Source organism: Parasalinivibrio latis, assembly GCF_036825535.1.
Lineage (GTDB): Bacteria > Pseudomonadota > Gammaproteobacteria > Enterobacterales > Vibrionaceae > Parasalinivibrio > Parasalinivibrio latis.
The window spans coordinates 218,632-244,112 of sequence record NZ_CP098812.1 but is presented as its reverse complement, the minus strand read 5'-3'; the positions used below and the strand labels follow the sequence as shown (position 1 = coordinate 244,112).

Here is a 25,481-nt window from a genome sequence, read left to right as displayed (position 1 = left end):
TTTCGATACCTGATTGAAAATTGATCATTTTGCGCGCAAGATTCACCCTAACAAGGAACGAAAACCCACGCAAAAGGTTTATTGTCACCATGACAATCGAGACAATGGAATTCAAAGAAGATGGTGGGCCACGCTATAAACAGGTCGCTGATGCCATTGAAGGCCGGATTGCAGACGGCTCCCTTTCCGGCGGAAGCAAACTGCCCACCCACAGGGCGCTGGCAGACCGGCTTGGCGTCACCATAGGGACAATCACACGCGCATACAGCGAGGCCGAGCGCCGGGGTCTGGTAGAAGCCCGGATCGGTGCCGGTACCTATGTCTGCCAGCACGATAAGCCCACATGGATTTTTGACCAGAACAGGAACACGGTGGACGTCAGCTTTGGCTACAATGTCCCGCCCCCCATCGAACGTGCCAACTGGATGGCAGAAGCCCTCAATACCCTCGCGCGCTACCCGGATGAGCTCAATGAACTGATGCTCTACCAACCTGCTAAGGGTATCGACAGCCACCGGGAGGCACTTGCAGACTGGCTCCAGTCCCAGAACGTTAATGCCCGGCCGGAACACATGCTGCTTTGCCACGGAGCCCAGCATGGTATCAAGCTGGTGGTGGAAGCTCTCTGCCGTGCCGGGGATACCATACTGGTGGAGCAGCTCTGTTACCCCGGCCTTATCAGTACTGCACGCCAGCAGCAACTTACCCTCAAACCGGTATTGATGGATGATGAAGGCATTGTCCCTGAATCCCTGGAGGCGGCCTGCCGTTTGTACCAGCCAAGGCTTGTCTACCTGACGCCTACCCTGCAAAACCCCACCACAGCGACCATGAGCGATGCCCGTCGTGCAGCCGTAGCCGACGTTTGCAGGAGGCACAAAGTTTATATTCTTGAAGATGACGTAAACGGCCTGCTGCCAGAGAAACGGCCTGCTCCACTGGTAAACCTGGCACCGGAGCTGGTTATCCATGTCAGTGGTTTTGCCAAGTTTCTGGCTCCCGGCCTCCGTATGGGATTTGTCTTGGCCCCGGAAGATCTCTACCCAGCATTTATCCGTACACTGCAAAACCACAGCTGGATGGTCAGCCCCCTGCTTTCAGCACTGACAGCCATGATGGCCCGAAAGGGTGTCGCAGAAGACACGCTGAATCAGGTCCGCAGGGACATGGCAGCCCGCTGGGAGCGGGTTGGCGAGCTGCTTACCGGGTTCGATGTCCGTTACCACCCTAACGGCCTGCACGGCTGGCTGCTGTTGCCTGACACCTGGCCTCTGAGCAAGTTCCTGGCAAGGTGCAGCGAGGAGCGCCTGGATGTAAAATCAGCCGAGCTGTTTGTTCCGCCCGGTTACGCCGCCCTCCCGGCAGTGCGTATTGCAGTGAGTGCCCCCAAGGAGCTGGCAAGCCTTGAACAGGGTATCGCTACCCTGGCAGATATACTCGCCAGTCCACCTGCGGACGAATTTACCCTATGACCGATTCCCTGAGGACAACCGCAGTGCCTGATATATTCATCCCGGCCAAAGGCCTGGAAAACCCGCACCTGCAAACCCTGCTGCCACGTTTTTTGCGCCGCAAACCTGCCTTCTCCCCTGTGTGGGAAAGGCTTGAGTTGCCGGACGGTGATTTTGTCGACCTCGCCTGGACGGAAAACCCGGAAACGGCAAAAGGCAAACCGGTTGCCGTACTTTTCCACGGACTGGAAGGTTGCTTCTACAGCCCATATGCCCACGGCCTGCTGGATGCCTACCGCCGGCAGGGCTGGCTCGGGGTGATCATGCACTTTCGCAGTTGCAGCGGCACACCAAACCGTCACCCCCGCAGCTACCACTCAGGTGAAACCGGCGATGCCAGGTTCTTCCTTGAAACCGTGAAAAACCGTTTCCCGGATACCCGCATCGCTGCCGCCGGGGTATCCCTCGGCGGGAACATGCTGGTACGCTACCTGGCTGAATACAGCCAGGATCCCTTGGTAAGTGTGGCTTGTGTTGTTTCAGCCCCGCTTGATTTGTCGTCCTGCTCAGAACGGATCCAGCAGGGGTTCTCCAAGGTCTATCAGGCCTACCTGCTGGGGTCAATGAAACGAAAGCTCTCCACAAAGCTCCAGCGCCATGGCGAAGTCGGCCGGGTTTCCGGTAAGGGCAAGCCTGCCATCCGCAACATTTACCAGTTTGACGACATGATCACCGCGCCCCTGCACGGCTTTAGTGATGCAGAAGATTATTACCGGCGTTGCAGCGGTATTTCAGTACTGGGGAATATCCAAATCCCGCTTAAAGTCATCCATGCCAAGGATGACCCCTTTATGACCGACGCAGTAATCCCGGCCCATCCCCTGCCGGACAATATTGAATACCAGCTTTGTGAGCGCGGCGGCCATGTTGGTTTTATCAGCGGTACCCTGAGAAACCCGGAATACTGGCTCGATAAAGCGGTACCCGCGTTTTTTACGCGTCACTTGTAACTCGCTCACGCTATCTAAAGCGCGCGGTGACAGCTAAAATAAACAGATAGATTCAGCAGTCAGCCTCTGGGCTGTGGACAGGAAAACATGATTATTCCGTGGCAAGATCTGGCCGAGGACACCCTTACCAACCTCATCGAGCATTTCGTACTTAGGGAAGGGACGGATTACGGCATGGATGAGGTGCCTTTCTCAGACAAGGTCGAACAGGTTCGTGAGGCGCTAAAACGTGGCGATGCCGTCATTGTTTTCTCAGAATTGCATGAAACTGTCGACATTAAGCTAACTAACGCACTGAGCTAAACCTCCTAGCTTGACCAACCAGACAAGCCCTGTTAAACACTTCAAAAGGAATCGTTTTATTTTTGACAGGGCATGTCATGTCAGCCAAACACCCGATCATAGCGGTGACCGGTTCTTCCGGTGCCGGCACCACAACCACCTCTGAAGCCTTCCGCAAGATGTTCAATATGATGAACATCAAGGCGGCCTGGGTAGAGGGAGACAGCTTCCACCGTTTCACCCGCCCGGAAATGGATGTGGAAATCCGAAAGGCGCGCGAGCAGGGCCGGCACATCAGTTATTTTGGCCCACAGGCCAATGATTTCGAGGGGCTGGAAAGTTTCTTCCGCCAGTATGGCGACAATGGAACCGGCAAGGTCCGGCGCTACCTGCACACCTTTGACGAGGCAGTTCCGTTCAACCAGATGCCGGGGACATTCACCCCGTGGCAGGACTTGCCGGAAAGTACCAATGTCCTGTTTTATGAAGGCCTGCATGGCGGCGTCAGGGACGGCGATGTCAACGTCGGACAGCATGTCGACCTGCTGATAGGCATGGTACCCATCGTCAACCTGGAGTGGATCCAGAAATTCGTCCGCGACACCCGGGACCGGGGCCACTCCCGTGAGGCCGTCATGGATTCTATCGTCCGCTCCATGGATGACTACCTCAATTACATCACCCCCCAGTTCTCAAGGACCCATATCAACTTCCAGCGGGTACCCACAGTTGACACCTCCAACCCGCTCAATGCCAAGGGAATACCGTCACTAGACGAGAGCTTTGTGGTTATCCGGTTCCGCGGGATCAAAAAGGTCGACTTCCCCTACCTGCTATCCATGATCCAGGGATCTTTCATGTCCCGCCACAACACCATAGTTGTACCCGGCGGCAAAATGAGTTTTGCCATGGAACTGATTATTCGCCCGTTAATCCAGCAACTTATCGAAACCGGCAAGATCAGCTGATCCCCCCATTTCCTTCCCTGGCGGGCCACCTCATCGATTTTGTCGATTGAGTTGGCTCGTTTTATTCATTAGCTCAATTCAGAAGCCTGTTCTTTACTGATAATGCTGTGACTAATTTTTAACCAGCAAAGGAGTGAGAACTATGTCTCTGAAAGGATCCAAAACGGAACAAAACCTCAAGGATGCATTTGCCGGTGAAAGCCAGGCCAACCGCCGCTACCTCTATTTCGCATCCAAAGCTGACGTTGAAGGTTACAACGATGTCGCCGCGGTATTCCGCTCTACCGCCGAAGGGGAAACCGGCCACGCCCATGGACACCTGGAATACCTGGAAGAAGTAGGTGATCCGGCAACCGGCCTGCCAATGGGGAACACCGCTGCGAACCTTAAAGCATCGATTGCCGGTGAAACCCATGAGTACACAGACATGTACCCGGGCATGGCCGCAACCGCCCGGGATGAAGGGTTTGATGAAATCGCTGACTGGTTCGAAACCCTTGCCAAGGCAGAACGCAGCCACGCCAACCGCTTCCAGAAAGCACTGGATAACCTGGATGACTGAGCTCACCCTCGATGACAGATAATCCAGAAAAATAAAGAGCAATGTTCCCATCGTGAACAACTGTCGGGGCGGTCTTCCGCCCCATCATCGAGAGGTGCTGTGCCATGAAGGAAAAGCGCGAAGGCGGCATAGATGCCCCCACACGCCACAATATCGAGTGGCAAAGCGAAGAATTTTATGACAGGGAAGCCCTGCACCGGGAAATGGAGCGGGTATTTGATGTCTGCCATGGTTGCCGTCGTTGCGTCAGCCTCTGTGATGCTTTCCCCACCCTGTTTGACCTGATTGACGAGTCGGACACATTTGAGGTGGACGGTGTCGACAAATCTGATTATCAGAAGGTTGCCGACCAGTGCTACCTCTGCGACATGTGCTACATGACCAAGTGTCCTTATGTCCCGCCCCACGAATGGGAAATTGACTTCCCCCACCTGATGCTCCGGGCCAAGGCAGTTAAATTCCGCGAACAGGGTGCCAGCATCCGGGATAAGGTGCTTTCAAGTACTGATCTTGTCGGCTCAATGGCCACCATCCCGGTGGTGGATGTCACCGTTAACGCCCTTAACAAAAACCGCACCTTCCGGGGCCTGTTGCACAAAGTCGGTGTACACAAGGATGCCACTGTCCCCGAATATCACAGCCAAACAATGCGCAGACAGGCCAAATCCTATACCAGGGAACTCACCCCCGAACCGGTCAACGGCACCACCGGTAAGGTGGCGATGTTCACCACCTGCTACGGCAATTACAACAGCCCCCATCTGGGAGAGGACTTTTTTAAAGTGTTCCAGCACAACGGCATCCATATAGAGATAGTCGGCAAGGAAAAATGCTGCGGGATGCCAAAAATGGAACTCGGCGACCTGGAAAGCGTCGCCCGCGCCAAGGAAGAGAACATCCCCGAGTTGTTATGGCTGGTCGAGCAAGGCTATGACCTGATTGGCCCGGTGCCTTCGTGTGTACTGATGTTCAAACAGGAACTGCCCCTGCTGTTCCCGGATGATGCAGATGTCGCCCGGGTACAGGAAGCGTTTTTTGACCCTTTCGAATACCTGTTCCTTCGCCACAAAGGCGGAAAGTTCAATACTGAGTTCCCCCACCACCTGGGTGATATCAGCTACCACGTAGCCTGTCACCTGCGAGTGCAGAATATCGGCCTGAAAACCGCAGATATTCTCAGCCTTATCCCGGATACAAATGTGATGGCGCAGCAACGCTGTTCCGGCCATGACGGTACCTATGCAGTCAAAACCGAAACCTATGACAAAGCGGTCAAGATTGGTAAGCCGGTTGCCCGCAATGTCGACAAACAGGGGGCAACCTACCTCGCCAGTGACTGCCCGATGGCCGGCAGCCATATTGCAGCCCTGTCATCCCATGCTGAAAAGCCGGTTCACCCCATGACACTGCTGCGCAAAGCTTACGGATTGTAAAGGAGGAGACGTGATGCAAAAGCTGACCCGGATTGATCTGCTGTCACTCGAGGATTATGCCCGCCAGCGCCCCCACTACCGCAAACTGGTGATGGAGCACAAACGCCCAAGGCAAATTGCGCTGAACAAACACGCCCGGCTCTACTTTGAAGACCGCCGGACCGTGCAATACCAGATCCAGGAGATGCTGCGAATTGAAAAGATCTTCGAACCTGACGGGATTGAAGAGGAACTGGCAGCCTACAACCCGCTTATCCCCGACGGACAAAACCTCAAGGCGACCTTTATGCTTGAGTACCCGGATGCCCAGGAGCGCAAGGCTGCCCTTTCCCGCCTGATAGGTGTTGAACAGAAGGTTTGGCTTGCAGTGGATGGCATGGAAAGGGTTTACCCTATCTGCGATGAAGACCTTGAGCGTGACAATGAGGAGAAAACCTCAAGTGTCCATTTCATGCGTTTTGAGCTTCCTCCATCTATGATCCATGCCCTCAAGCAAGGGGCTCAATTGCAAGCTGGAGTATCACATCCAAATATGGACGCCCGGATCATCCTGACTGATACCCAGCGAGATGCCTTGGTTGCAGATCTTGATGATATAGTACTGAACTGATTTCACGACAAAATGCGGAGAACAGTGCTCCGCATTTTCTTTATGTTACTGCTGGTTAAGCGGCCTCAACCACCTCAAAGGAATGGGTCATTTCCACCCCTTTGCCCAGCATCAGACAGACCGAGCAGTATTTCTCCAGTGAGTCTGACACCGCTTTCCCTACCTGAACATGGTCAAGCCCTTCCCCGGTAACCACGAAGTGGATATTCACTGAAGTGAAGTAACGCGGGGCCTCATCACGGCGTACAGACGAAAGCTGGGCTTCACATCCTTGGATAGCCTGCCCGACAGAGGTCAGGGCATCCACCACATCTACCGAACTGCAACCACCTGCAGCCATCAAAACCATCTCCATCGGGCTCGGCGCCGTCTTGCCGCCATTGCCATCCATCACCACAGAATGACCCGATCCGGACTGACCCAGAAAGGTCATATCCGATGTCCAGCGCACCTTGGCCTGCATAAATTCTCCTACTTTCATTTGACGACGTGATCCCATCCACAGTTTTGGTAAATAAGTGACCAATTACGATAGATACAGATCAAGAAATCCGGGGCAAAAAAAGTTAAACTTCCGAGTATTACAAAGCCAGCGACTAAAGCTTGTCGCCCACAACAGGACGTCTTATCCTAATTGGCGCTAACCAAAATAGCTCAACAAAGATTATAGGGATGTCATCGTTGGGCACAAACGCAGAGGAAATGAGTTTTATGGTTCCAGGAAAACCGCAAACCGATCCAACCCTTGAGTGGTTCCTTTCTCACTGCCATATTCATAAGTACCCATCCAAGAGCACGCTGATTCACTCCGGTGAAAAAGCAGAAACCCTGTACTACATCGTTAAAGGCTCTGTTGCAGTACTTATCAAGGATGAGGAAGGCAAGGAAATGATCCTTTCTTACCTCAACCAGGGCGATTTCATCGGAGAACTTGGCCTGTTCGAGGAAGGTCAGGAACGTACTGCATGGGTTCGCGCTAAAACGCCTTGTGAAGTTGCCGAAATTTCTTACAAGAAATTCCGCCAGCTGATCCAGGTTAACCCGGATATCCTGATGCGCCTTTCAGGCCAGATGGCTCGCCGTCTGCAGGTGACCAGCCAAAAAGTTGGTGACTTGGCGTTCCTGGACGTTACCGGCCGCATTGCACAAACTCTGCTGAACCTGGCCAAGCAGCCAGATGCCATGACTCACCCAGACGGCATGCAAATCAAGATCACCCGTCAGGAAATTGGTCAGATTGTTGGCTGTTCACGTGAGACCGTTGGCCGCATCCTGAAGATGCTGGAAGAGCAGAACCTGATCTCTGCCCACGGTAAAACCATCGTGGTATACGGTACCCGTTAATTTCAGGGTATCGCTTGTAAAACGCCAGTCCCAGACTGGCGTTTTTGTATGTCTGATTTCCCAAGCGCCCTCCTGACGCCACATTCCGGCTCACACCTGCAACACCCTCATCCGCAAGAAAAAATCACCGAAATATTCCAACAGGTATTGTGAGCAAGATCTCGCCAGTTTTTCTTGCAAGGTGCTGCACGCATGATATTTTGTCCGGGCACCCCGGAGGGGAAGTCACCATATGACAGGGATGGACAGGGAATGAACATCGAGTACTTTGACCACAGTGAGTGGACTCTGCCTGGCGCTCCGAGCAGTAACACAACAACCGAACTCACCGGTTTTTGTGGCATGGGGCATTACCTAAACCAGCAGGAACTGGCCTCTGAAAAAGGCCGCCACAATGGACCGGAATCCTCTCTCTGGACACAGGAACCGCCCCAACAGTAAGCACTAGCTGCGCTCCCTCACATAAAAAAACTCCCAGGCACTGCCCGAGCGATTTCATGTTTCAGCAAAAGCCGGCTTAACGGTTGGTGCTTTCGAAAATCTTGTCCGCTGATGCTGCCACAAATCCCGGGTACAGGTTGCCGTCTTCCATCAGGTAACGTTTTGCAAACTCATAAAACCCGCCAGGGATAGTCTGTTCCCCGTCAGAAAACATCACCGGTACCTTGTCCGCCATGGTAGAGGATTGTTCCAGCAGAACCTCAGGGCTGCCTTTCACCTCACCACCGAATTCATTGATGGCAAAGCCGGCACTGCGGAGCACATCATTTACCCCTTTCACCGAATCTAAGGAGCTGAGTTGGTTGACGCTGACGGTAAAGTGGTTGGCACCATAACCGTGTGCCGCCACCCAGCCTGCATACTCACTCTCTTCAGCCAATGCCTGGAAGGTTGCAAAGTCCAGGTCCCACAAGCGCCCGCCTGAGAGGAAGTCTGAACCCCGTAGTGCATCGTCATCCACCTGGTCAACCAGGGCCCTGACTTTCTGTTGTAACCCGGTAGAGCAGCGGCCAATTTGCAGCTCACTGATAAATACCTTAGGGGCTTCGCTGTTAGGGTGCTCAAAATGCTGCGCATAGAGCTTCTTGGCTTCAAAGTCATACTCACCCTTGGGTTCATACCCCAGCGCAATAAAAGGCGCAGCAAGGCGATCCAGGCCCACTTTAGGCAGGTTGAAGGTGCGCAGGGCGATATGGTCATTAAGCAAAGGCTGCCCTTCCTGTAGCAAGGCATGTACCTTGGCTGCGGACGGGCAAAGCCGGCGGGTATAATCCCGCCAAAGTTCGGCAAACAAAGCGTTAACGTAATCCAAGGTTGTCTCCTTAAAATGTCAGGCTATCCATTGCAGCCCGGTTACTGCGTATTGTTTAGTTTAGAGGGTAATGCCCGGAGCCGGTGTTGCAGGCATAACCACGTCATCACCTTCCATTGACGCCATCGGGTAAGCACAGTAATCAGCAGCGTAGTACGCACTCGGGCGCAAGTTCCCGGACGCCCCCGGGCCGCCAAATGGTGCATCACTGCTTGCCCCTGTCAGCTGGCGGTTTCGGTTCACAATGCCAGCCCGGATATGGTCGAGGAAATATTGCCATTCGCTGTCATCAGTCGAAATCAGCCCGGCAGACAACCCGTAACGGGTGTCGTTGGCAAGCTCTACGGCATTTTCCAGCCCGGTATAGCGCATTACCTGCAACAGCGGCCCGAAGTACTCATCATCCGGCAGGGACCCAATGGCACTGACTTCAAGGATCCCCGGTGTGATCACTGCGTCACCGATTCGGCGTGATGCCAGCAACGGGGTTGCACCGAGGGAGACCAGGTAGTCCTGTGCATCCAGTATGCCCTGTGCTGCACGGCTTGAAATCAGCGATCCCATAAACGGCTGCTCTTCATCAAACTGCCCGCCCACCTTTATACCTGCGGTCATGGCAACCAGTCGTGCAAGCAACTCGTCACCTTTGGTGCCTTCAGGCAGGTACAGGCGACGGGCGCAGGTGCAACGCTGTCCGGCACTGATAAAGGCGGACTGGATAATTGTGTAGGCAGTGGCTTCGACATCATCAAAATTGTCGGTAACCACCAGCGGGTTGTTGCCGCCCATTTCCAATGCCAGCATCTTGCCCGGTTGCCCGGCGAACTGTCGGTGCAGCAGGTTCCCGGTATTGGCGCTGCCAGTAAACAGCAGGCCATCAATGCCTTTTGACTGGGCCAGTGCCTCACCGGTTTCACGCCCGCCCTGGACAAGGTTCAGCACACCGTCAGGCAAGCCGGCCTGCTGCCAGAGCTTCACCATCTCTTCCGCCACTTTCGGCGTCAGGTCAGACGGTTTAAGGACAACCGTATTCCCTGCCAGCAATGCCGGTACAATGTGGCCGTTAGGCAGATGGCCCGGAAAGTTATAGGGGCCAAACACCGCGAGTACACCAAGTGGGCGGTGACGAAGGACAGCCTGGCTGCCGGCAACATCCTTGCTTCGCTCACCGGTACGTTCTTGGTAGGCTCGGATGGATATCGCCACTTTCCCGACCATGGCTCCGGCTTCCGTTCGGGTTTCCCACAACGGTTTGCCGGTTTCCTCTGCGATTACCCGTGCCAGGTGCTCCCCGTTATCCTTCACTAATTCTGCATAACGTTCGGCCAGTGCCTGACGTTCCTCGAATGAGGTTTTGCGCCAGGTCAGGAATGCACGGCGTGCCTCGGCAACCGCCTTTTCCACCAGTTCAGCGTCTGCTGCGTTACCTTTCCAGACTGTTTCACCGGAAAATGGGTTGAGCGAGGCCATGGCATCGCCGCTGCCGGCGAGCCATTGGTTTCCAACAAGATGTGTCATGGTGTTCCTTCCTTAGAGAGCGACCAGTCTGAGGGTGTCGCCGGTTTTAACCATCAGGGCCTGCGCGGCTGCCGGATCGATCAGCGCCTTGCCACGCTCTTCATCGATGGCCACTTTGGCGGTCACTGCCCGGAAATCTGCAAAACGCGTATTGCTGACTAGGTAGTCTTTGGCACTGCTGTGTTCACTTACATGAGCAACCGCATTGAAAGAGTGGCGGACCGACTCGATATTCCTGCGGTCACACTCCACAGTCGGGCCCGCATCAAAGATGTCGACATAGTTTCGGCAGGTGAACCCTTCTTTTTCCAGAAGGCGCAGCGCCGGACGGGTTTTTTCGTGTACCTGGCCGATCACTTCCCGAGCCTCTGGGCTGAGCAGGCTGGTGTAAATAGGCAGTTTGGGCATCAGATCGGCGATAAAGCCCTTTTCACCGATGCCCGTCAGGTAGTCTGCCAGGGTAAAGTCGATAGAAAAGAAGTGTTCCTTAAGCCAGTTCCAGAAAGGCGAAACCCCGTTTTCATCAGACACACCGCGCATTTCAGCAAAGATGACGTCAGAGAAACGCTCCGGGAATTCCGCCAGCATCAGGAAGCGGCACTTGGACAGCAGCTTGCCATTCAGCCCGCCCCGGAACTGGGGGCGAAGGAACAGGGTGCAGATTTCAGAGCACCCGGTGTAGTTGTTGCCAAAGGTCAGCACTTCCACCACGTTGTGGACATTCAGGCGGCGTGAATGGTGCACCACCTTGCTGACATGGTAGCTGTAAAAAGGGACATCCAGCCCAATCGCAGACTCAATGCCAGTGGTACCGGCAACTTCGCCGGTCGCCACATCTTCAGCGACCATCAGGTAACCTTCCCCTGTTGGGCCAGATTCCTGTTTATTGAAACTCTCCACCGAATGGGCGATACGTTTGGCAATTAACTCTTCATTGACAGGAAGAGATGTAAAACCAACACCCGACTCCTCGGCGATGGTCATCAGTGCATCAAAATCAGTTTCCCGGATAGGACGAATTACCAGCATATTGCCCCCCTCACTCCCTGGGTGGCAGCCATCAGGCTGCCGTCAGTTTCGCCAACGCACGGTCAAGGCGCGCCATACCTTCTTCAACTTCTTCTTTGGTAATCACCAGAGAAGGTGTCATACGCACCACATTGGCACCGGCCACCAGCAGCATCAGGCCTTCTTCACCGGCAGCCACCAGCACATCACGTGCCCGTCCCTGCCATTCATCGTTAAGCACCGCCCCAAGCAGCAAACCCTTGCCGCGGATTTCCTGGAAAAGGCCATATTTGGCATTGAGGGCCTCAAGGGATTCACGGAACCACTTTTCGCGCTCCAGAACACCAGCCAGCACTTCCGGCTTGCTGACTTCGCCGACAACTGCTTCTGCAACTGCAGTTGCCAGCGGGTTGCCACCATAGGTTGAACCATGGGTACCCACCTTCATGTGCTGAGCCAGTTCAGTGGTTGTCAGCATGGCACCAACAGGGATACCGCCACCCAGTGATTTCGCGGTACTCAGGATATCAGGCGTCACACCGAGCCCCTGGTAAGCATAGAAATGGCCTGTACGGCCGTTACCGGTCTGGACTTCATCAAAAATCAGCAACGCATTGTGCCGGTCACACAACTCACGCACCGCTTTAACGAATTCGGGGGTCGGGGAAACGATACCACCCTCACCCTGCAGAGGCTCCATCATCACCGCACAGGTACGGTCTGAGATTTTGGCTTTCAGTGCGTCAATATCATTGTATGGCAGGTGGGTGACATCACCCGGCTTGGGACCGAAACCGTCAGAGTAGGCAGCCTGGCCCCCCACTGTGACAGTGAAAAACGTACGTCCATGGAAACCCTGGTTGAAAGCGATGATTTCGCTCTTTTCCGGGCCATGGACATCTGCAGCCCAACGACGTGCCAGTTTCAGGGCAGCTTCGTTGGCTTCAGCACCGGAGTTGGCAAAGAAAACTTTCTCTGCAAAGCTCACTTCCGTCAGTTTTTTAGCCAGGCGCAGCGCCGGCGCGTTGGTCATGACATTGCTGAGGTGCCAGAGCTTCTCAGCCTGGTTTTTCAGGGCGTCAACCATCACAGGGTGACAGTGCCCCAGGCAACTCACTGCAATGCCACCGGCAAAGTCGATGTACTCGCGATCATCCTGATCCCAGATACGTGCACCTTTACCCCTGTCAGGGATCATCTGCATCGGTGCGTAACAGGGCACCATGACATCATCAAATAATTTACGTTCTACTTTCTGTACCCCTGACATTGCACGTTCCTTCTGGTGTTTACTGCATATGCATAGTATTTACATTGCTTTAACCTTAGCAATAGCAGGAAAATCTATCCACGCTGCCCGGTTAACGCCCATTATTCATTGCGATACCATAGTTATGCGCGATGGAAGGAAAAGAATTAATAGACCGAATGACAATGGTGTCTTTCCTGGCAGGAAATAAAAGGGTTTACCGTGGTATTGCGTAATCTGACAGCAAAAAAGCAGAGCATTTTATACAGAAGCCTTGAACTTTTACTGTTGGATAAATTTCAGGCAGGTAATGGACGTGAATAAGCTTGCAGACCCAGTTCTCACTGGAAAACGTAAAGAAAAGTTTAAAAAAGTGATAACGATCGGGTTTGGCACCGGCCCAGCCAGTGCCTTGATGTTCAGCGACGGAGGAAGTTTTCCAGCAGTGCATGGCCCTGTTCGGTAAGAATACTTTCCGGGTGGAACTGGACCCCTTCAAGATCCAACGTTTTGTGGCGAAGGCCCATAATCTCGTCAAAGTCCCCATCCCGCTCCGTCCAGGCGGTGATTTCAAAGCAATCCGGCAGGGATTCACGCTCCACAACCAAGGAATGGTAACGGGTGACCGTCAGCGGATTATTGAGACCGGCAAATACTCCTTTCCCAGTGTGGACAACCGGCGAGGTTTTACCATGCATTACCTGGCGGGCACGGAGCACAGTTCCACCGAAAACCTGTGCCATTGACTGGTGTCCTAAACAGACACCGAGAATCGGCAGTTTGCCGGCAAAATGACGGATAGCTTCAAGGGAAATACCTGCGTCATCCGGTGTACAGGGCCCGGGCGAAATGACCAGGCGGCTCGGTGACATGGCTTCAATATCTGCGATGGTCAGTTCATCGTTACGCTTTACCACTACCTCAGCACCCAACTCACAAAAGTACTGGTAAAGGTTGTAGGTAAAGGAGTCATAGTTATCGATGATCAGCAACATGACATCACTCTATGTTGGTTCAGGATAATACCTGGGACAAAAAAGGCAGCGTAACCCGCTGCCTTTTCAATTTCTACAGGCCAATTACCACTGAGGGTTGCGGACAAAGCCAACGGCTTCGTATACGTTCTTCAGGGTTTCAATCGCCTTGGCTGATGCTTTTTCCGCACCCACTTTCATCACCTGATCCAGGTAAGCCTGGTCAGCGCGGTATTCCTTGAAGCGCTGCTGGATTGGCTCAAGCATGGCAACCACTGCTTCTGCGGTGTCTTTCTTCAGGTGGCCGTACATCTTGTCTGCGTATTCTGCTTCCAGGGCTTCGATGGACTTGCCGGTCACACCGGAAAGGATACCCAGCAGGTTGGAAACGCCCGGCTTCTCTTCGATGTTGAACAGGACACGTGGCGGCTCGTCTGAGTCGGTCACAGCGCGTTTGATCTTCTTGGTGATCGCCTTTGGATCTTCCAGAATACCGATAACGTTGCCGCGGTTTTCATCCGACTTGGACATTTTCTTGGTCGGATCCTGCAGGCTCATTACGCGGGCACCCACTGGCGGGATGTATGGTTCCGGTACAGTGAACACATCACCGTAAAGGTTGTTGAAACGGAACGCGATATCGCGAGCCAGCTCCAGGTGCTGCTTCTGGTCGTTGCCAACAGGTACCTGGTGCGCCTGGTACAGCAGGATATCTGCCGCCATCAGAACCGGGTAGCCAAACAGGCCTGCGTTGATGTTTTCAGCGTGGCGGGCTGACTTGTCCTTGAACTGGGTCATGCGGTTCAGCTCACCCATCTGGGTATAGCAGTTCAGCACCCAGCTCAGTTGCGCGTGCTCTGGCACGTGTGACTGAATGAACAGGTTGCTCTTTTGCGGATCAACACCCACAGCCAGACATACTGACAGTGCATCCAGGGTGGCTTCACGCAGGGCAGCGGCATCCTGGCGGACAGTAATGGCATGAAGATCTACGATGCAGTAGTTACACTCGTAGTCTTCCTGCATTTGGTGCCACTGGCGCAGCGCACCCATGTAGTTACCAATACTCAGTTCACCAGACGGCTGAACACCGCTGAGAACCACGGGCTTTGCTGTTGGGTTGCTCATCTAGTTTTTCCTGTCTCGGCCGGTTACTTCCGGCACTTGTCACTTCTAAAATTTGCTGATGGCTAATTTAACGCGTTTTCACGCCGGTGAGAACCGTCAGCAGGTCAGCAAACTGACCGGTAACCAGCTCAGGGCCGGAAATTGCGATGGATTCACCGTAGTTGTAGCCGTAAGTCAGGCCAACAGACGCAATTCCGGCATTTTTTGCTGCCAGAATATCGTTGCGGGAATCCCCCACCATCATCAGCTCATCCTGTGCCAGGCCATATTTTTCACGCAGGTGGTTGAGCGGCATCGGATCAGGTTTTTTCACCGGGAAGGCATCACCGCCAAAAACATCATCGAACAGGCTGTCTATACCAAGTTCGGCCAGGATATCCGGTACAAACTGCGAGGGTTTGTTGGTAATAATCCCGAGCTGGTATCCACTTGCTTTCAGGGTTTGCAGAGTCTCGATAACATCATCATAGACCTTGGTCCCTTCATGCCCATTGTTATGATAGTGAAAGTCAAAACGCGCACGGGCTTCTGCACGGAGTGCATCTGGCAACTCAGGGTCAACCTCAATGCTGTCACTCAGCGCACGGCCAATCAGCACGTCAGCACCATTGCCGACCCAGGTACGCACCTTTTCAGCCGCCGGTGGGGTTCGGCCAAGGTCGGTCATCGCCATCTGAACCGCAACGGCAAGTTCCGGTACGCTGTCAATCAGCGTTCCATCCAAATCAAAGGCGATGTATTTCACCGCCCCGAACTGGCACCTGTTTTTTACTGCCATATCCATCAGCGAGATACCTGGGAAAGCTCTTCGCGCATCTGGTCAATGACCGCTTTGTAATCCGGCTTGCTGAAAATAGCTGAACCGGCAACAAACATATCGGCGCCGGCTTCAGCGATTTCACGGATGTTATCCACCTTCACGCCACCGTCGATTTCCAGACGGATATCGTAGCCACTTTCGTCAATGCGGCGGCGAACTTCGCGCAGTTTATCCAGGGTAGATGGAATGAACGACTGGCCACCGAAACCTGGGTTGACGGACATCAGCAGGATCATATCCAGCTTGTCCATCACGTAATCCAGATGGTGCAGTGGGGTTGCCGGGTTGAATACCAGACCAGCCTTACAACCGCATTCCTTGATCAGTTGCAGGGAACGGTCGATGTGCTCACTGGCTTCGGCATGGAAGGTGATCATTGATGCACCGGCTTTGGCAAAGTCAGGGATAATACGGTCTACCGGCTTAACCATTAGATGCACGTCAATGGGAGCCGTGATGCCGTAATCGCGCAGCGCTTTACAGATCGGTGCACCAAATGTCAGGTTCGGGACATAGTGGTTGTCCATCACATCGAAGTGAACCACATCGGCACCGGCTGCAAGAACCTTCTCAACATCTTCACCAAGGCGAGCAAAGTCTGCAGAGAGAATAGACGGGGCGATCAAATAATCCTTCATGATTAAGCCTCAATGGGTATATCGGTTAGAGGGGGAATTGGCGACATTCTACCCGATTGGCCTTGACCTGTCCCGACAGTGATTCTTTTGATACACATAAATTCCACTTTGCTTTCGTCAGGTCTACGCTGTTATCTGGACCCTATTCCGCCGGAGACAAGGATGACCGCAAGCGAAAAGAGCAGTGATAAACGCCCCGGGTTGGTAACAATGATTCTCAGTGTGCTGGCAGCCATGTTCGGGGTACAGTCCGACAAAAACCGCCGGCGCGACTTTGCTTTTGGCTCAGCAACACCGTATATCGCACTGGGAATTGGCTTTGTGGTGGTGTTTGTTCTGGTGCTTGTGGTGGTAGTAAATCTGGTGATAGCGGGAAACAGTGCCGCGTAGATCCGTTTACGCGGTAAGCAGGTAGCAGAAAAGGGTCAGAAACGTGGTGAAAACAGGGCCAGCAGTTCATCAACCTTGTTGCGGCCATGAACATTGCGGCTGATGGTACGCTTTACCTTTACCACGGTCAGCCGGGCATCCTGGTACCAGTCACGGGTCTGTGCCGTGTCGTGGTTGGAAATCAGTACCGGCACCCCTTTGTCATGGGCCGTGTATACAGCCAGCTCACCCAGTTTTTTCTGCTCACCCGGGCCAAAGCCGTTGGCGGAATAGGTGGTGAAATTTGCCGTCGCAGACAATGGTGCATATGGCGGATCGCAATACACCACACACCCCTCCCTTGCTGCGGCGAAAGACTGCTCAAAGCTCTCGCAGACAAAGGTTGCCTTCTGGGATTTTTCCGAAAAGAACTCCAGTTCCGCCTGAGGGAAGTAGGGCTTTTTATAGGAACCGAACGGCACGTTGTAGCCGCCTTTTTTGTTATAGCGGCACAGGCCGTTATAGCCATGGCGGTTCATATAGAGGAAAAACAGCGATCTTTCATAAACATCGTGTGATGCATTGAATGCCTTGCGGATAGACAGGTATTTGTCCTTTACGTTGTGATGCTCAGTGAACAGTGTACGAGCATCAACGATAAACGGGGACGCATCATCCTTCAGGATATTGAACATATTGATCAAATCCTGGTTGATATCAGAAAGGCGATAGCTTGAATAATCTGTGTTGAGAAAAACTGACCCAGCCCCGACAAAAGGCTCAATCAATTCCTCACCTTCCGGCAGGTGCTGGCGAATCGCGTCAACCAGGGAATATTTACCCCCAGCCCATTTTAAAAACGCACGCTGCTTTTTCATTGCCGCTTATTCACTACCACTGCTGCCAGAAAGGTGGCGGATTGTACCTTATTTTTCGCCAACTCTCAGCGATAAATCACAAATTGACGCGGTCAATTTCACGGTGAATACGGGCAAAGCTCTTCACCCATGGACCCAGTGCCTGCAGATTTTGCGGCATATCCATTTCTGCCCGGCGGGCGGCATTCACAGAAGCATAGTCACCCCAGATAACCATGAACCAGGGCTCCCCACTGCGCACGGTCTGGTATACCTTCACTTTGCCTTGCAGGCTGTTGTCCTGGATGAAGGTATTTACCTCGGTCTCGGAACGCAAGGCCGCCAGTTGGAGTGCATAGCGTTCAGCCGGTACATCTCTCAATTCGGTGTTTGCGATATCAAGGTCTGACGTTGCCACAGTCTGAGGTGCAGGTGCCTTGTTGGCATTCGCTGCAGGTTTTGGCAACGGCTTGCTGTCTGTTGCCAATGGATCCGGCAAGGTTACTTGTGTCTTCCCGGCAAGCTCAGGCAACAGGGGCTCAGCTACCGCGCGGGTACCGTCTCCGCCGACAGACTGGTCTTCCATAATGGCGTCCACCACGGTATCCGGCACAACCAGGCGTTTGCCATCGTCCCGTCGTCCCACGGTAAGCCCTGCAAATTCCGAATCTTCAGGCAGCGCTGCACTGTCATCAACAACCGGAGGCAGCCCGGCTTCACTGTTTTGCCCGGCCAACACCTTGTCGTCATCAGTGTTGATCTTGCCTTCGTCAATCGCTGTTTCAAGTGACGGAATTTTGTCGTCATCTGTAGCACCGGGTTCCGGCGTAGTGACCACAGGTACGGCCTTTTCCACCGGCGATCCGCCTAACAGGTACCAACCCAGCCCACCAAGCCCCAGCAAAATCAGCAGTAATGCCAGTAGGATGGCGGGAGTAAAACGGCGGTCGCGCTTTTCTTTTGACACAGGAACCTCCTGTTGTTGCAGGCCAAAAAGAGCACCCGGTAAAGATGGCACATTCGCAGCACGCATGCGGAAAATTCTACGCTGTCCGGCGTCCAGTCCCTGGGACGTCAGCATCAGCTCGATAAGCATTTCCCGCTCACTGTCGGTAAGATGCGGTATTTCCACTTCCAAAGGGGTGCTGCCCTGGCCGTAAGATACCTGGCGCAGGCATTTATCCAGTTTGCCTTTGAGGCTGAATGCCAGCACATTGACCTGCCAGCCCTGGGCGATTTTTGCATGTTGCACCAGGGCCCACAGCTCCGCCACCATATTGGGTGACAGGCAGTGTGCATCATCAATGGCAATAAGAAGTTGGCAGGGCTGGTCACCGAGAAGGTGCTGGAGGCTGTCGAGCAGGCTGTCCTGTTCATTGAAGACACTGCCGTGCACAAGCTGCCCAAGGATGATGGCTCGCTGGCGGGCATCGTCCTGGCGGGCATTACAAATCAGGAGTGCCTGGGAAGTATCTTTCGCCCAGGACTCAAGGTACCGCTCTACCAGCCATGAACGGCCAGCGCCCTGTTCACCGGTGATCTGAACCAGGTTTGAACTGAATCGGGTGACAAACTGCAGTCTCGACAGAATTTGGTGTTGGCTGTCGAGATCCAGTGACATTGACGGTAAGGGTCCGCTCATGCTTTACCAGCTATTTTGTTTCGATGACCTCTGTCAGGGTTTGCTCAGTGACATCGGAAACCACTTCAGCCGAACCAATGCCGGTTGGCAATACCAACCGTAACTGGCCGGAAAGTACTTTTTTGTCCCGCATCATATGCTTGATAAAGGCTTGATAACCCATATTTTCCGGTGCTTTAACCGGAAGGGATGCCGCCTCGAGAAGCGCAGTAATTTGCGTGACCATTTCCGAACTGACCAATCCTTGACGCCTTGCAGTTTCTGCAGCAAGAACCGTGCCTGCCGCTACTGCTTCGCCGTGCAGCCAGTTGCCGTAACCCATTTCCGCCTCAATGGCATGACCAAAGGTATGACCGAGGTTTAACAGGGCACGGACGCCGGATTCGCGCTCATCCTTTGCGACAACATCCGCTTTGATTTCACAGCAACGCTTGATGGTATAAACCAATGCCTGGTTATCCAGTGCATTCAATGCCGCCAGATTGTCTTCCAGCCAAGTGAAAAAAGGACCATCAGCGATAATGCCGTACTTGATAACTTCTGCCATGCCGGCAGCAAATTCTCTAGGAGGCAGGGTAGAAAGCGCCTTGGTATCAATCACAACCGATTTGGGCTGGTAAAACGCCCCGATCATGTTCTTGCCAAGGGGGTGGTTGATAGCCGTCTTGCCACCAACGGAGGAATCCACCTGGGACAGCAGCGTCGTAGGAACCTGAATAAAGTCCACGCCACGCTGGTAACAGGCAGCTGCAAAACCAACAACATCACCAATAACACCGCCGCCGAGTGCAACCAAAAGCACATCCCGGCTGTAACTTCCTTCCAGCAGGAAGGTCTGGATGGTATTGAAGGTTTCCAGCGTTTTGTATTGCTCACCATCCGGCAAGCTCAGCAGCGATGGGGTGCCCCCGGCTGCCTTTAGTGTTTCCATCAAGGTGTCCGCGTACAGCGGTGCTATGGTGTCATTGGTGACCACCACCACCTTGCGCCCATCAGCTTCAGCGAACAGTGCCGGTTGCTCAAGCAGACCGGCACCGATCGAAATCAGGTAACTTCTTTCACCAAGCTCTACGGAAATCCGTTCCATGGGCAATACATTCCTGTTTATTATTAGTGATTTTCAATAAGTTCAATGATTTGGTTCGCAACCACTTTGGCACTCTGGTCGTCCGTACGAACAACATAGTCAGCCACTTCTTCGTACAGTGGGTTACGCTTGCCAGCCAGATCTTCCAACACGTCACGTGGACTGTCAGTTTGCAGAAGAGGACGGCGCTTGTCTCGCTGGGTACGTGCCAGTTGCTTCTCAATAGTCGTCTCAAGGTATACAACGATACCACGTGCAGACAGACGGTTGCGGCTTTCTTTACTTTTTACTGAACCTCCACCGGTTGCCAGGACAATGCCCTGCATTTGAGTCAGCTCATCGATGACTTTTTCTTCACGTACACGGAAGCCTTCCTCACCCTCTACATCGAAAACCCAGGCGATATCTGCGCCGGTACGTTCTTCGATGACGGTGTCAGAATCGTAAAAATCCATGTGCAGTGATTGAGCGAGATGTCTGCCAATGGTGCTTTTTCCAGCCCCCATTGGGCCAACCAGAAAGATATTTCTTTTTTCAGCCATTTCAGGAAATTACGCGCGGTTAATAAGACAACACCGCCCGCGGGCTGTATTCGCAATAAGCCCGAGGCGCCACATTCCTCACAGATAATTCGTGATCAGACCAAAAATTATCTCAGCTAACAGGGCATCTTGGCAACCTTCCCGTCATTTTCAAACCCAATTAGATTTAAGTCATGACGGGGGCGGCATCTGTTTTTCTGAATAAAGCGGTTACTGGACAATGATTTTCGGGGTGACAAAAATCAGTAATTCGCGCTTGGCTAATTTGTCGTAAGTACGTCGGAACAGGGCTCCCAGTCCTGGGATATCACCAAGGAGTGGCACTTTGTCTACGCCCTTGCGCACCTCATGTTGGTAAATACCACCAAGGACCACGGTTTCCCCATTGTCCACCAGTACCTGGGTACCGATACGCTGGGTATCGATGGCCACAGCCTCACCGCCACCGGCCTTAACAGTTTGGCCCGGACGGTCCTGGGTCACCTGGAGATCCAGTACCAGCTTGTTGTCCGGGGTGATCTGCGGGGTAACGGAAAGGCTCAGCACGGCTTTTTTGAATGAAATGGATGTTGCACCACTGGAAGCAGCCTCAAGGTAAGGCAACTCTGTACCCTGTTCGATATAGGCTGCCATCTTGTTGGTGGTCAGCAGGCGTGGGGACGAAATAATTTCAGCCTTGGACTCGGCCTGAAGGGCAGAAAGCTCCATATCCAGCAGGAAATCCGAACCCAGCTTAGCGACCTGGAAAGCAATGCTTGATGCTCGGGCATCGGTCGCCCCCAGGTTAACGTTAAGGAAGTCATCAATGGTAGTAGAGCCGCCACCACTGTCACCGCCTTCTCCTCCGGAACCGCCCTCGCTTCCACCACCACTGTTTCCAATCCCTTCATACAGCCCCTGCCCAGCAAGGTTGCTTTCAATAGAACCACCAATGCCCATGGAGCTGGAATCGAGCACACCCCAACGCACGCCGATTTCATCAAGGGTGCCGTCATCAACGGTTACTATCCGGGCCTCAATTTCCACCTGTTTGACCGGGATATCCAACGTCGTTACCAGATCCCTGATCACCTGGAGGTTTTCCTGCAAGTCACGGATAACCAGGGAGTTGGTACGAGAGTCCACAGATACCGCCCCACGTGCTGTCAGCATACTGATCCCGTCTTCAGCACCACTCAGCAAGGTCGCAATGTCCTGTGCTTTCGCATAATTGATGGTAATGACCTCTGAGCGCAGGGAAGACAGCTCTTCGGCTTTGCGGGAGATTTCCAGCTCCTGCTGCTCCCGCCTGTCCAGGTCGGCTTTCGGGGCAACAAGAATCACGTTGCCGTCAATACGCTTGTCCAGCCCATTTATCTTAAGGATGGTATCAAGCGCCTGTTTCCACGGCACATTGTCCAGGCGCATGGTGAGGTTGCCGGAGACAGAGTCGGACACCACCAGGTTAAATCCGGAATGATCCGCAATAATCTGCAAAACAGTCCGGACCGGAATATCCTGGAAATTGAATGAAACCGGCTTCCCCCTGTCCCTGGTGACTTTCGGTTGCTTGGCCTGCTTGCCTATCACAACAGTAAACCGCTTGCCCTTCTGGTCATAGTGGTAACCGTAAGGGCCTTTTACCGTCAGAAGGAACTGGGCATCCTTTTCCCGGATAAAGGATTCAACCTGGGTAACCGGGGTTGCAAAGTCCACGACATCCAGCACGTAAAGCATGTCCTCAGGCAGGCGGGTATCTTTGAGGGTCACCAGGAGGCCTTCTTTTCTCCTTTCCATACTGGCGGCAACCTGCTGACTGTTTAGGTCAATAACCAGATGCCCTTCCCCGGCTTCTGTACGGCTGAAATCAACCGCCTCAATCCGTGGGGAGGTATTGGATGCAGTTTCAGAAGCAGAAACCGGCAGGGCAAGCCCAAAAGCCAAAACCGCACCAGCCACTGTCAGCCGGTGGCAGTAATGTTTAAGTTGAGCCATCACGTTAACTCCCATACTGGCTACCATTTCCGTCATCTCCCTTGACGCCATTCAAGCCCAGCAGGACACTGCGTGTCTGCCAGCACCCCAGCCCATCCGGCAGAGATTCTGTCACGCGGATCCCTTGCTGCTCTATAGCGTCAATTTTTCCCAGGTTTTCCCCAACATAATCGCCAAAACTGGCCTTCCGTATCTCTCCATCCGGCATTTGAATCAAGGCAGCCCGATAAGATTTGTTACCTATTACGCCCTTAAACCTCAGATTTGAAAGAGAATATTCCTCCAAAGCACCAATTGTGCGAGAGAGATCCGGTTGCCAGCAATCCGTTATCTTCTGGACCTTAGCGGTTTCCCTGTGTGGTGCTGCAAACGGGTCCCGGCCGTTGTCCATTGAAAATGGCACAGCTTCAAATGCAGGCAGCGTCGGGTTTGCCATTGCAACAACCGTTGCAGACGCTTTGGTACGGGCGATATAGCTGTCCAGATCCGCAGTGCTGGAATCACAGGCACTCAGCATGGGTACCAACAGGAACAAAAATGTTTTCCTCACTTTCATTTTTCATCCTCCCGTTCGATAAACCGGTAGGTCTTGGCAGATACGTTGAATGACAACCCTGCTTTATCCTTCGTATTGTTGATAGAAAAATCATGCAAGCTGACAATTCTCGGCATACGGGCAAGATCTGCAGCAAAGGCCCCCAGATGGGCATAGTCCCCGGAAATATCCATTTTCAGCGGCACCTCATACAGCCAGTCCTGTTTTAGCGCCGGCAGCCACTCAATTCTGCGAAATGCCAGGCCGTTGCGGACCCCAAGCTCGTTTATCCCGGCCAGGAGCCCGGCCAGCTCATTTTCAACGGGGAGCTGCTTACGCATGGTCTGGTACTGGAGATCCAGGATTTCCACCTGGTTGGCAACACTGATAAGGGTGGCGGTTTTAACCACCTTGCCCTTAAATTCACTCTTGAGGGTATGCTCCGCTGATATCAGGGATTCACGCTGTTCAAGCTTGGGACTGATCACAAGGAAATACATCAGCACCAGGGTTAGCAATGACGCTATAACCACCACAGTGATCCTCGGGATTGTCGGCCAGAAAGCCAGATCTTCAAGATCGAGATCGCGCCAGTTATCCATGACTTACCTCTTTTTGAAGCGACGCTGTGGTATGCGGTGCAAGGTGGAAAGTGACCCGGAACTGTTTACGGTCAGTCCCTTTTTCCGGGCTGTCGACGATGGTGTGTACTGACACCTGGCTGACTTCCGGGCTCAACTCCAGCTCTGCCAGCAACTCTGCCAACCTGGCATGGGAGTCGGCGTAACCGTTGATATCAATGGTCCCCCCGCGGTAGGAAAGATCGTTGAAATAAACCCCTTCCGGAACATGGGTTGCAAGGAAATTGAGCGCCCGGGTTGTTTCATTGCGCTTAAGCTGCAGATCAGAGACAACCCCAATACGATCCTGCAGTGAACGCTGTTTCATCCTGAGCTCCCTGAGCCTGGCCAGTTGCCGGTTAAGCTCATCAATTTCGCTTTGCAGTATGTGGTTCCGTGTCTGCTGATAATCAATCTGGTAATCCAGCACCTGGGCTGCTGACACAGCCAGCAACAGCGCAACTGAAATACCAACGCCAAACTGGACAGCCAGGTTTTTCTTTTGCCGTTGTTTTTCCTTTTGCCGCCAAGGCAGGAGGTTAATGACCGGAAGCATTGATGGCCCCCCTCATGACAAGTCCTGCAGCGACTGCAAATTCGTTCAGGCCACTGGAAAAGTCCTGCTTCACTGAAGCGGAGATGTCCAGGTAATGGGCCGGATCCAGCCAGCCCACTTCGATTTGCAATGCATTTTTTAATACACCTGGGTTTAACCCCCCCGCACCGCCCCCGGTCAGCCAGAGGTTAAGGAGAGGCGCTGTGGGGTATTGGGAGTTATGCAGGTTTATCTGCCGCCTAAGGCATGAAATCAGCTCCTCAAGCTCCGGTGAATCGGCAATCGTCATGTCCCGTTGCCTCGCCCTGGCAAAATTAATGGAGAACTCGCGGTAATATTCCGGCGCAACGACCGGATGGAAACAGCAGCAGGTCTTTCCTGCACCAATATCCACCAGCATGGCGGGCAAATTAGCCTGCCCGTTGTCATGCACATGCTTCCAGAGCCACATCAGGGCATGAGGTTGAAGCTCAATGACAGAAGGCTCAATACCATGCTTCTTCAACGCTTCAAGGCAAGGTTCAACACTGTCCCGGCGGCAGGCAAAGACATCAAAAAAAGCCTGTTCCAGCCCGTCTGCTTCATCACTGCGACAAAAATCAAAATAAATGTTTTCCACCGGGACCGATAACATGCCCGCAAGGCTGGCTCCGATAGAATATTCCAGTGCATCAGCGCTCTGGTTGGGGTCTGCTGCCACGCGCTTGGTGATGACATCCACATGGGAGAGGCTTAGCAGGGTAGTTTCAGGAAACCGTGAAAAACGCCCCAACTGCTGTTTCAGCTGGCTTTTTAAGTTTTTGAAAATTTGGTCAAAGTAGTCGGCTGCCATTCCGGGGGGATGCTGCACACACGCAAGGGCCCTGACTTCGTTGTGCAGCTGTTTGCCAGACACCACAATGGCTTTTGATGCACTGCTCCCAACATCAATCGCCAGCAACCGGCTTTGCATGTTTTTATCCTCCCATTGACCATATGCACTTCATTTTTTT

General features: G+C 53.3%; 28 protein-coding genes. 10 read left to right on the top strand and 18 right to left on the bottom strand.

What is annotated here, in order from left to right; all coding sequences use genetic code 11:
• Window positions 1–89: 89 nt before the first annotated feature.
• The 7 genes from NF212_RS01175 to NF212_RS01145 all read left to right on the top strand — a co-directional run bounded on the left by NF212_RS01175 (window position 90) and on the right by NF212_RS01145 (window position 6,316).
• Window positions 90–1,472, top strand: a complete 1,383-nt coding sequence (locus NF212_RS01175) for a PLP-dependent aminotransferase family protein (RefSeq protein ID WP_434358117.1) — start codon at window positions 90–92, stop codon at window positions 1,470–1,472.
• Entirely contained in the window at window positions 1,469–2,461 is a 993-nt protein-coding gene (locus NF212_RS01170; RefSeq protein WP_434358115.1) for a hydrolase, read from the top strand. Before NF212_RS01175 ends, NF212_RS01170 begins: the two co-directional genes overlap by 4 nt.
• 87 nt (window positions 2,462–2,548) lie before the next feature.
• Entirely contained in the window at window positions 2,549–2,764 is a 216-nt protein-coding gene (locus NF212_RS01165; RefSeq protein WP_434358113.1) for a YheU family protein, read from the top strand.
• 77 nt (window positions 2,765–2,841) lie between these two features.
• Window positions 2,842–3,711: a phosphoribulokinase gene (locus NF212_RS01160; RefSeq protein WP_434358111.1), complete on the top strand. Its 870-nt coding sequence runs from the start codon at window positions 2,842–2,844 to the stop codon at window positions 3,709–3,711.
• Between the two features lie 142 nt (window positions 3,712–3,853).
• Window positions 3,854–4,273 (top strand): rubrerythrin family protein, encoded by a 420-nt coding sequence (locus NF212_RS01155; RefSeq protein WP_434358109.1) that lies wholly within the window; start codon window positions 3,854–3,856, stop codon window positions 4,271–4,273.
• 104 nt (window positions 4,274–4,377) lie between these two features.
• Window positions 4,378–5,706: a heterodisulfide reductase-related iron-sulfur binding cluster gene (locus NF212_RS01150; RefSeq protein WP_434358107.1), complete on the top strand. Its 1,329-nt coding sequence runs from the start codon at window positions 4,378–4,380 to the stop codon at window positions 5,704–5,706.
• A gap of 13 nt (window positions 5,707–5,719) precedes the next feature.
• A complete protein-coding gene (locus NF212_RS01145; RefSeq protein ID WP_434358105.1) occupies window positions 5,720–6,316 on the top strand; it encodes a DUF3501 family protein in 597 nt (198 codons plus the stop codon).
• Between the two features lie 55 nt (window positions 6,317–6,371).
• Here NF212_RS01145 and NF212_RS01140 read toward each other — a convergent pair whose 3' ends face one another.
• Window positions 6,372–6,779 carry an OsmC family protein gene (locus NF212_RS01140; RefSeq protein WP_434360803.1) on the bottom strand — a complete coding sequence of 136 codons (408 nt, stop codon included), beginning with the start codon at window positions 6,777–6,779 and terminating at the stop codon, window positions 6,372–6,374.
• Between the two features lie 248 nt (window positions 6,780–7,027).
• Between NF212_RS01140 and crp the strand changes: the two genes are divergently transcribed.
• Both crp and NF212_RS01130 read left to right on the top strand, forming a co-directional pair.
• Window positions 7,028–7,660 (top strand): cAMP-activated global transcriptional regulator CRP, encoded by a 633-nt coding sequence (gene crp / locus NF212_RS01135; RefSeq protein WP_054673663.1) that lies wholly within the window; start codon window positions 7,028–7,030, stop codon window positions 7,658–7,660.
• A gap of 192 nt (window positions 7,661–7,852) precedes the next feature.
• Window positions 7,853–8,101, top strand: coding sequence for a hypothetical protein (locus NF212_RS01130; RefSeq protein WP_434358102.1), 249 nt, complete (start codon window positions 7,853–7,855; stop codon window positions 8,099–8,101).
• 76 nt (window positions 8,102–8,177) lie between these two features.
• Here the strand turns inward: NF212_RS01130 and NF212_RS01125 are convergent, their stop codons facing one another.
• The 8 genes from NF212_RS01125 to rpe form a co-directional block, all read right to left on the bottom strand.
• Window positions 8,178–8,972: a DUF1338 domain-containing protein gene (locus NF212_RS01125; RefSeq protein ID WP_434358100.1), complete on the bottom strand. Its 795-nt coding sequence runs from the start codon at window positions 8,970–8,972 to the stop codon at window positions 8,178–8,180.
• Between the two features lie 60 nt (window positions 8,973–9,032).
• Complete coding sequence (gene astD, locus NF212_RS01120; RefSeq protein WP_434358098.1) at window positions 9,033–10,490, bottom strand: succinylglutamate-semialdehyde dehydrogenase; 1,458 nt, start codon at window positions 10,488–10,490, stop codon at window positions 9,033–9,035.
• Between the two features lie 12 nt (window positions 10,491–10,502).
• Complete coding sequence (gene astA, locus NF212_RS01115; RefSeq protein ID WP_434358096.1) at window positions 10,503–11,519, bottom strand: arginine N-succinyltransferase; 1,017 nt, start codon at window positions 11,517–11,519, stop codon at window positions 10,503–10,505.
• Between the two features lie 31 nt (window positions 11,520–11,550).
• Window positions 11,551–12,768, bottom strand: a complete 1,218-nt coding sequence (locus NF212_RS01110) for an aspartate aminotransferase family protein (RefSeq protein WP_434358094.1) — start codon at window positions 12,766–12,768, stop codon at window positions 11,551–11,553.
• Window positions 12,769–13,166: 398 nt separating this feature from the next.
• On the bottom strand, window positions 13,167–13,742 hold the full coding sequence (locus tag NF212_RS01105; RefSeq protein ID WP_434358092.1) for an aminodeoxychorismate synthase component II: 576 nt from the start codon (window positions 13,740–13,742) through the stop codon (window positions 13,167–13,169).
• Between the two features lie 84 nt (window positions 13,743–13,826).
• Window positions 13,827–14,849, bottom strand: coding sequence for a tryptophan--tRNA ligase (gene trpS / locus NF212_RS01100; RefSeq protein WP_434358090.1), 1,023 nt, complete (start codon window positions 14,847–14,849; stop codon window positions 13,827–13,829).
• Between the two features lie 67 nt (window positions 14,850–14,916).
• Entirely contained in the window at window positions 14,917–15,627 is a 711-nt protein-coding gene (locus tag NF212_RS01095; protein ID WP_434360802.1) for a phosphoglycolate phosphatase, read from the bottom strand.
• Window positions 15,628–15,632: 5 nt separating this feature from the next.
• The gene (gene rpe, locus NF212_RS01090) at window positions 15,633–16,307 is read right to left on the bottom strand and encodes a ribulose-phosphate 3-epimerase (RefSeq protein WP_434358088.1); all 675 of its coding nucleotides are present in this window, start codon (window positions 16,305–16,307) and stop codon (window positions 15,633–15,635) included.
• 162 nt (window positions 16,308–16,469) lie between these two features.
• On the opposite strand from rpe, the gene NF212_RS01085 reads away from it, so the two are divergent.
• A complete protein-coding gene (locus NF212_RS01085) occupies window positions 16,470–16,697 on the top strand; it encodes a DUF2970 domain-containing protein (RefSeq protein WP_434358086.1) in 228 nt (75 codons plus the stop codon).
• 35 nt (window positions 16,698–16,732) lie between these two features.
• Here the strand turns inward: NF212_RS01085 and NF212_RS01080 are convergent, their stop codons facing one another.
• From NF212_RS01080 to pilM, 9 genes are all read right to left on the bottom strand, one after another.
• Window positions 16,733–17,554, bottom strand: a complete 822-nt coding sequence (locus tag NF212_RS01080; protein WP_434358084.1) for a Dam family site-specific DNA-(adenine-N6)-methyltransferase — start codon at window positions 17,552–17,554, stop codon at window positions 16,733–16,735.
• A 76-nt stretch (window positions 17,555–17,630) separates the two neighbouring features.
• Complete coding sequence (locus tag NF212_RS01075; RefSeq protein WP_434358082.1) at window positions 17,631–19,175, bottom strand: AAA family ATPase; 1,545 nt, start codon at window positions 19,173–19,175, stop codon at window positions 17,631–17,633.
• Window positions 19,176–19,185: 10 nt separating this feature from the next.
• The gene (gene aroB / locus NF212_RS01070; RefSeq protein ID WP_434358080.1) at window positions 19,186–20,262 is read right to left on the bottom strand and encodes a 3-dehydroquinate synthase; all 1,077 of its coding nucleotides are present in this window, start codon (window positions 20,260–20,262) and stop codon (window positions 19,186–19,188) included.
• Between the two features lie 23 nt (window positions 20,263–20,285).
• Window positions 20,286–20,804: a shikimate kinase AroK gene (aroK, locus tag NF212_RS01065; protein ID WP_434358078.1), complete on the bottom strand. Its 519-nt coding sequence runs from the start codon at window positions 20,802–20,804 to the stop codon at window positions 20,286–20,288.
• Between the two features lie 210 nt (window positions 20,805–21,014).
• The gene (locus tag NF212_RS01060; RefSeq protein WP_434358076.1) at window positions 21,015–22,778 is read right to left on the bottom strand and encodes a type IV pilus secretin PilQ; all 1,764 of its coding nucleotides are present in this window, start codon (window positions 22,776–22,778) and stop codon (window positions 21,015–21,017) included.
• Window positions 22,779–22,782: 4 nt separating this feature from the next.
• The gene (locus NF212_RS01055; protein ID WP_434358074.1) at window positions 22,783–23,334 is read right to left on the bottom strand and encodes a pilus assembly protein PilP; all 552 of its coding nucleotides are present in this window, start codon (window positions 23,332–23,334) and stop codon (window positions 22,783–22,785) included.
• The gene (locus NF212_RS01050; RefSeq protein WP_434358072.1) at window positions 23,331–23,915 is read right to left on the bottom strand and encodes a type 4a pilus biogenesis protein PilO; all 585 of its coding nucleotides are present in this window, start codon (window positions 23,913–23,915) and stop codon (window positions 23,331–23,333) included. Before NF212_RS01050 ends, NF212_RS01055 begins: the two co-directional genes overlap by 4 nt.
• A complete protein-coding gene (locus NF212_RS01045) occupies window positions 23,908–24,489 on the bottom strand; it encodes a PilN domain-containing protein (protein WP_434358070.1) in 582 nt (193 codons plus the stop codon). The genes NF212_RS01050 and NF212_RS01045 overlap by 8 nt, the downstream gene beginning before the upstream one ends.
• A complete protein-coding gene (gene pilM / locus NF212_RS01040) occupies window positions 24,473–25,441 on the bottom strand; it encodes a type IV pilus biogenesis protein PilM (protein ID WP_434358068.1) in 969 nt (322 codons plus the stop codon). Before pilM ends, NF212_RS01045 begins: the two co-directional genes overlap by 17 nt.
• Window positions 25,442–25,481: the final 40 nt, after the last annotated feature.